This window comes from Marinilactibacillus piezotolerans (assembly GCF_900114235.1).
Lineage (GTDB): Bacteria > Bacillota > Bacilli > Lactobacillales > Carnobacteriaceae_A > Marinilactibacillus > Marinilactibacillus piezotolerans.
Map to the genome: position 1 here is coordinate 1 of NZ_FOSJ01000074.1, position 6,711 is coordinate 6,711.

Genomic DNA, 6,711 nt, shown 5'->3' on the forward strand with positions numbered 1-6,711 from the left:
CTGTGAGGATTCCATTCGTCCATGATGATGCAAAAACAATGCCCGACAAGTGGATCCGTTTATTATCTTTCGGGAACAGTGTTCTACAGTACACGGACTAATACTGTAGAAGTGATTTTACATATCTCGAAAAACTTCAAAAAAACGAAGTTTTTTAAACATGCCTTCTTATACTTCTCGTTGCTTTACTGGATCTGTTATAAAGCTGTTTAATCCAGACAATGATTGGATTATATTACCTTCATCGACAGAAATCATCATACGAGCAACGAGAAATTTGGGAAACATAATTTTTCATAGATTATTGGGAGTTACCTGTAATTTGTTCTTTTTGAACTACTTTTATCATAAAGAGTAATTCAAGCATCCAAAAGCCCTTACAAAACTTATAATTGTATCATTATGAATCACTTTCATAATTAACAGCAATATAGTAAGATAATCATAAGAAAATGTTTCATAATGAAACGACGGAAGTGAGGAATATACATGTCAAAAATAAACGTTGTGGGTATCGCACCTTTTAACGGACTTAAAATTAGTATGGAACATATCGCGTCAATGTATCCGTCAATAACCTATACTGGTTATATTGGAGACTTGAATCATGGGGTCGAAATAGCAAAAGGTTTAGACTCTGAACAAGTTGATGTCATTCTTTCACGGGGAGGTACCGCTCTTTTATTAAATGAATCAGTGAATATTCCTGTTATTGAAATCGATATCTCCATTTATGATATATTGCGCGCGCTTCGATTGGCTCAAGGATTTAGTAGTAAAATGGCTGTAGTTGGTTTTGAGAATATTACCGATAGAGCAAATGTATTAAACGACCTACTAAATTTAGACATTGAAGTCATTACGATCGATGCTGAGAAGACTGCTCAAAACGTACTAATGAATTTAAAAAATAACGACTACGAGGTAATTATTTGTGATCAAATAACTTCTACTCTAGCTAGGAAAATAGGTTTAAACGCTATATTGATCAACTCTGTTGAAGAAAGTATCAAAAAATCTTTTGAACAAGCTATTAAAATAGGTGAAACACGATTAAAAATTAAAGAGACTAATAGACTTTTAAAATCTCTTTACGAAAAAAGTCCAATTGATATACTTTTATTTGATAATAATAACCGTATAGTTGAGGAATTCAGCGCTTATACTATACCCTCAAAATTAAAATTAAAAATCATAAAATTAAATGCTAAAGCTTCAGGGAAACTCATTCCTGCTTTCAAAGAAAGTTTTGACGGAAAAGTATATTCTGTAGAGAGTAGAATTCTTGATGATAAGGAATATACTGTTTATTTTATAACATTGATTGATATTAATATACCTACAAGTAAGTCAATAAATCTAGTTAGTATAGATGATAATCATGAAATAATGTATAACAGTTCATTATCTATCGGCATAGAAAAAACAGACATTCTTAATTACGCCACTAGCAAAGAAGCCGTATTTATAATTGGAGAAGCGGGAACCGGTAAAGATAAAATAGCACAACTTATCTCAACTTATGCCAATAAAAGACGAATGTGGGAAATTAGATGTGATTTAATTACCTCTAACGAATGGGATGATCTATTCTCTTCTATTAATTCTCCTTTGCAGGATGAATCTTCCGTCGTTCATTTTAAAGGAATAGATTTATTATCCAGAAAACAACTTAACAAATTTATATCTTATGCAAATGATAGCCTGTTATTTAAAAGAAATAAAATTATCTTTTCAAGTACTATATCTTATAATGAGTCTACTCAAAGCCTTGTTACCTTCTTCAACGACTGGTCTATCATTTTTTATACAACAATTAGTCTAAGGGATAGAAAAAGTGATATCCCCTCAATAGCTTCTCTGTATATAAATGAATTTAATAATGAATATGGTAAGCAAATTATTGGGTTCGAACCTAAAGCATTAGAACGTTTAACTGATTTCGATTGGCCATTAAATCAAACTCAATTTAAACGCGTATTGAAACAGTTGGTCATCAAAACAAATGGAACTTATATAAAAGATAGGGATACATTACAGCAACTAAAAACTGAATTAGGCAATACTCCTAGAGCTTCTTCAGAGGTATTACAACTTGATCAAACATTAGATGAAATTAGTAGAGATATAATTCAGCTAGTTTTATCTGAAGAAAATGGGAACAAATCAAAAACGGCAGAACGATTAGGAATCAGCCGGAGTACTCTATGGCGTATCTTAAACAAATAACACTAGAAGAGAAGCTATGTATAGCTTCTCTTCTAGTGTTATTTGTTTGTACATAATCAATATCTTAATAGTACAGTTAATGTAAAAATCAAATCACCTTAAAGCCAACATTCCTATTTACTTTCTCGACGTCCCAGAAGGTCTGTACCAGTCTTTCGCCATAGGGTCCCAAGTGATCCATGAGTTCGGGTTTGTTGATGAGCATAATCGACAGGTCTTTGTCATACACACTCAAGGCATCGTACAGGGCGTCGAGGTTATAGCCGAAGTAACTTGGGATATCGAGCTGCTCCTGGATATAGCGATGGGCAGCTTCTCTGTTCGTCATGCGCTCGCCGTCTAATTTTACTGTTCTCATCTACTCGTCCTCCCCGTAAAGCTGCTGGAAACTGTCATAATGATCGTCCGTATAGTAAATCAGTCCGTCGGTGGAATAGACTAGTCGTTCGGATCCACGGTAGCAGCCTTCGTAGTTGACGTCGGCTTCAAAGTAGTCGCGGGCGTCTTCTTCCGGAAGCAGGCCTTCACGGTTCCCAAAGTAGTCCCCACCGATCAGCATCTCGTCGGTCACTTCCCACAGGTTCCCTTCGCTGGCTTCCCAGCCCAGTTCACGCGCTTCTTCTTTCGTCAGGTAGTTGTCCGGTAATTCGTCGTATGTATGGATGTACAAGGCCACATCTTCAGGCGTTGAGTAATAGCCGTCTTCATCGATTGTCTCGTTCCTGATTTCGTCGGTCGTTTCAGTCAGTTCCTCTTCGATCACCTCATCAAGGACCGCTTCAAGTTCTGCACAGCCTGAGAGCACCAAAGTCGTCCCGATAGCTAAACCAGCCAGTATCTTTTTCCCCAAAGTCATTCACTCCTATGCTCAACTCAAGCATTGATTATATCTCAAAGTATAGCACACTATCTACAGGAGTACGTCAGAAGTGTGTCATTTTCCGGACTGGGAGCTTTCATCTTCATAAAAGAGTGTAAAAAAACGAATAAGATAGTCTATATCCTATTCGTTTTATGCTGTTTAGATTTTTAATAGAGTTCGGTTCTTTTCACATCTTCGATCGTCTGTGTTCCTGCCAGTTGCATGACGCGCTTCAAGTCTGTTTCAAAGTAGTTGAAGACGGGCCGGACACCTTTCCAGCCGCCAAGTGCCAGGCCGTACAGGACCGGTCGACCGATAGCTACGATGTCTGCCCCGCTAGCCAGTGCTTTAAAGACATGTTCGCCGCGTCTTATGCCGCTATCAAAAACGATCGGGACACGTTTGTCGACGACTTCGGCGATCTCCTCCAGCATTTCAAAGGCGCCCGGCGCCCCGTCCAGCTGACGTCCGCCGTGATTGGAGACCCAGATTCCGGCCGCCCCGGCATCCAAGGCTAGGCGCGCATCTTCTGGCGACTGTACCCCTTTGATCAGGACCGGCAGCTTAGTGTAGTCCGCGATGAACCGGATATCTTCTGCGTTGATCTTCTGCTTGGATTCTAAATAAATATTGTTCAAGGCCTCATCTTCCACGCTGCCGCGAAAGTGTCTGGAGACGATCGGCATATCAAAGGGAAAGACGAATTTGTTTCGTAAGTCTTTCTCCCGGTTCCCCATCACAGTCGCATCAGCGGTCAATATAATTGCGGTCGCCCCATCTGCTTTGGCTTCGTCTAGGACCGCTTTGTTGACCTCGTTTTCCTTGCTCATATAGAGTTGGAACCATTTCGATGTCCCTTTGACGACCTTAGCTGTTTCGTACAGATCAGAGCCAGTATAGGAACTGATGGACAAAATCGTCCCGTAGTCTGACACACCTTTGGCCGTCCCGACTTCCTTGCTTTCATGGGCCAATCCATGTGCGGCGATTGGTGCCATGATGATCGGTGACGGTAGCTCGTGACCCAGTACCTCAGTAGTCGTTTCCGGATGCTCGACATCGGCCAGAACGCGCGGCAGGATCCTTTTCAGATTGAAGGCATCGATATTCTGCTTCAGCGTGTATTCGTCTCCCACTCCCCCAGCGATGTAGCCGAACCCCCCTTTTGGAAGAAGCTTACCCACTTTTTCCTCCAAGTCGTATGTATTGATCACTTCAATGTCTTTCACTTCTGTTGGTGCGTTGTAAATCATTTCCTCGTTAGTCATACCATTTCTCCCCTTCTAAACTTAGTTCTTCTCCCCGATACACTATTAAAGTGTATTTAACCAAGTAATATATCAGTTTGCCGTGTAGAAGGCAAGTCAAGAAGTAATATGCTGGTGATTTTGGAAGCCGAGCTGCCAAAATCTACCTTCTTGAGGATCTTTGGACTTTAGAGGGACAAGTGACGATTTTATTTCTGTTCACTTGTCTCGAATAATGCCTTGTGGTACAAGTGAAGATAGAAATTAGTAACTACATGTTCCGCAAACCAGTCTGTGGTACAAGTGAGTTACATTTCATTGTGTACTTGTACCTCATTCGGCTCTCTTTAGGTTAATGCAGTGTTTTTCGCCGGGCGAAAAACTCACCTTAAGCTATTAAGTGCAGGAATGTTGTCAGTTTTGACAGCTTGCCTGTCAAAATCTTCTCTAATATACCTTCCAATCAAAAAAATAATGCACTAAAAAACCCGCTCCGAGACGCAGATGCGGGTATTCTAGTGCATTCAGTTTATTCATACTTTCTTTTCTTAGCATTCCAATGTTTGCAAATGTTTGTTTATTTATCATCGGTTAAAAAGGTTGATCGATAGCTGTTGATTTTGTCAGCCAAGCTGACAAAATCATCCTTCTTGAAGATCTTTGTGGCTTTAAAAGGACAAGTGACGCATTTACTTTTGTTCACTTGTCCCGAATAAGGTGTTGCGGTACAAGTGAAGTTAATAATTATCATCTATTTGTCCCGCAAACCGGTTCTTGGTACAAGTAACCTGGCCGTCCCTGCTTCACTTGTTCCAAAAACCACTTTATCACACAAAAAAGAGCCACATTTGACTGGACATTCAGTCAAACGTGGCTCTTTACTATTTCTTTTAAACTTGTGCCCAACCACGGGCAATGGCGCGGCTGACATCCCAGGCGTCCTTACCCCTATTGTCCGGCTCATTCACGGTGTCGATCAACAGTTTGTAGGTCCAGTAGAAGTAGCCGTCGCCTTTGTTCCAGGCATCGACGGAGGCTTGCCATAAGGCGTTGTAGAAGGCTGTGACTTCGTCGTCGGTCATGTTCTTCTGATTTTTGACGATTTGCTGGTTATATAAACACCACTCGCCGGTGACTACAGGGACGTACTTTGAGACCTTTTCGATCTGTTCCCCGGTCTGATTCAAATGCGCTTGATAATACTCGAGGTTCTCCTTATCAGGATCATTTCCGAACATTAGATAATGATGGGTATCGAGCATCACGTTGTCAAACTCTCGCTCCTTGAAAAACCCTTCCCACTTCAACAAATCAAAGCCGTCATGGAAAACGATGGCCTTGTCTGGTGGCAAAATCTCACGCAGCCGGTCATAGGCTTCCTGGTAAAAGTCATACAAGAAAGCAAAGGATACAGGCGCGCTGCCTTCGGCCAGTTCTTTGTCGCGCGGTTCATACTGGTCCTGGGGATCGATGATATCCCACATCTCAGGGGTCAACGGTTCGTTCAACACTTCGATGCCATAGAGCGCGTCATCGGCCTTGTAGCGTTCCGCCAGTCGCGTCAGCACATTTAAGACGAACTCGACTTCTTCGGGATGCTGAGCCCACTTGCAGACACCTGAGATCCCACCGTTATCGAAAGCATTCTGGCTATAGGGCGCCGTGTGCAGATCAATCAAAACTTCAAGTCCATAGGCACGCGCCCAGTTGAATGCTAGGTCCAGTTCGTCCAGACAGCCGATAAAGGGCTCGCGGTCACCGAAGATGAAGTACGGCACCGGGATGCGCACCACGTTGAAACCGGCAGAAGCAATCTTGACAAAGTCGCCTTCTGTGATGAACGTCGCCCGGTGCGTCTTGATCTTCTCTTCGTAAGCCTCCGGATCCATGTCATACGCCAAGTAATATTCGTCGTCCGAAGGCGTCCGGTCAAACAGCCGCGGCGTCATCCACTTCTCCAAGACGAGCCACGCTCCCAGATTCACCCCTTTGATTTTTCCTTCCATCAACCATTCATCTCCTCTCGTATAATAAGTATGTAGTTAAGAATTGTTCTTAACTTAGTTGATGGATTAACTGTTTGAAAGAATGGAGCTTTCTCCCCCATGGGGGAGAAAAATTTCAAAAAGTCGCTTTTGATGATCCATTCACTTTAGTTCTTTGATAATTAAATATCTTGGTTATCGCTTGGTCATTCCGTGCTGTTTCTGTGTAAAATAGAACTAGATGGAAGATGGTTCTAAATGGGATGAAGCTTTCCCCTCCTTGTAGTTCGACTACTCATTAAGCATGCTTCCCGTCACAATGTTGAGACTATTTACTCATAAGCTGTATGGCTTGGTTCTTGTGTCCGTTGGTCTTAGGAAACCTTCG

Annotated in this window: 5 protein-coding genes; 1 reads left to right on the plus strand and 4 read right to left on the minus strand. The window is 41.8% G+C overall.

Features of this window, described 5'->3' with window-relative positions:
* Positions 1–489: 489 nt before the first annotated feature.
* Complete coding sequence (locus tag BM212_RS11520) at positions 490–2,229, plus strand: PrpR N-terminal domain-containing protein (RefSeq protein WP_091898670.1); 1,740 nt, start codon at positions 490–492, stop codon at positions 2,227–2,229.
* A gap of 88 nt (positions 2,230–2,317) precedes the next feature.
* On the opposite strand, the gene BM212_RS11525 is transcribed toward BM212_RS11520, so the two are convergent.
* From BM212_RS11525 to BM212_RS11540, 4 genes are all read right to left on the minus strand, one after another.
* On the minus strand, positions 2,318–2,587 hold the full coding sequence (locus BM212_RS11525) for a barstar family protein (protein ID WP_091898672.1): 270 nt from the start codon (positions 2,585–2,587) through the stop codon (positions 2,318–2,320).
* Positions 2,588–3,079, minus strand: a complete 492-nt coding sequence (locus BM212_RS11530) for a ribonuclease domain-containing protein (RefSeq protein WP_245750972.1) — start codon at positions 3,077–3,079, stop codon at positions 2,588–2,590.
* Between the two features lie 179 nt (positions 3,080–3,258).
* On the minus strand, positions 3,259–4,359 hold the full coding sequence (locus tag BM212_RS11535; protein ID WP_091898677.1) for a lactate oxidase: 1,101 nt from the start codon (positions 4,357–4,359) through the stop codon (positions 3,259–3,261).
* Between the two features lie 869 nt (positions 4,360–5,228).
* Positions 5,229–6,344, minus strand: a complete 1,116-nt coding sequence (locus BM212_RS11540) for a glycoside hydrolase family 5 protein (RefSeq protein ID WP_091898679.1) — start codon at positions 6,342–6,344, stop codon at positions 5,229–5,231.
* Positions 6,345–6,711: the final 367 nt, after the last annotated feature.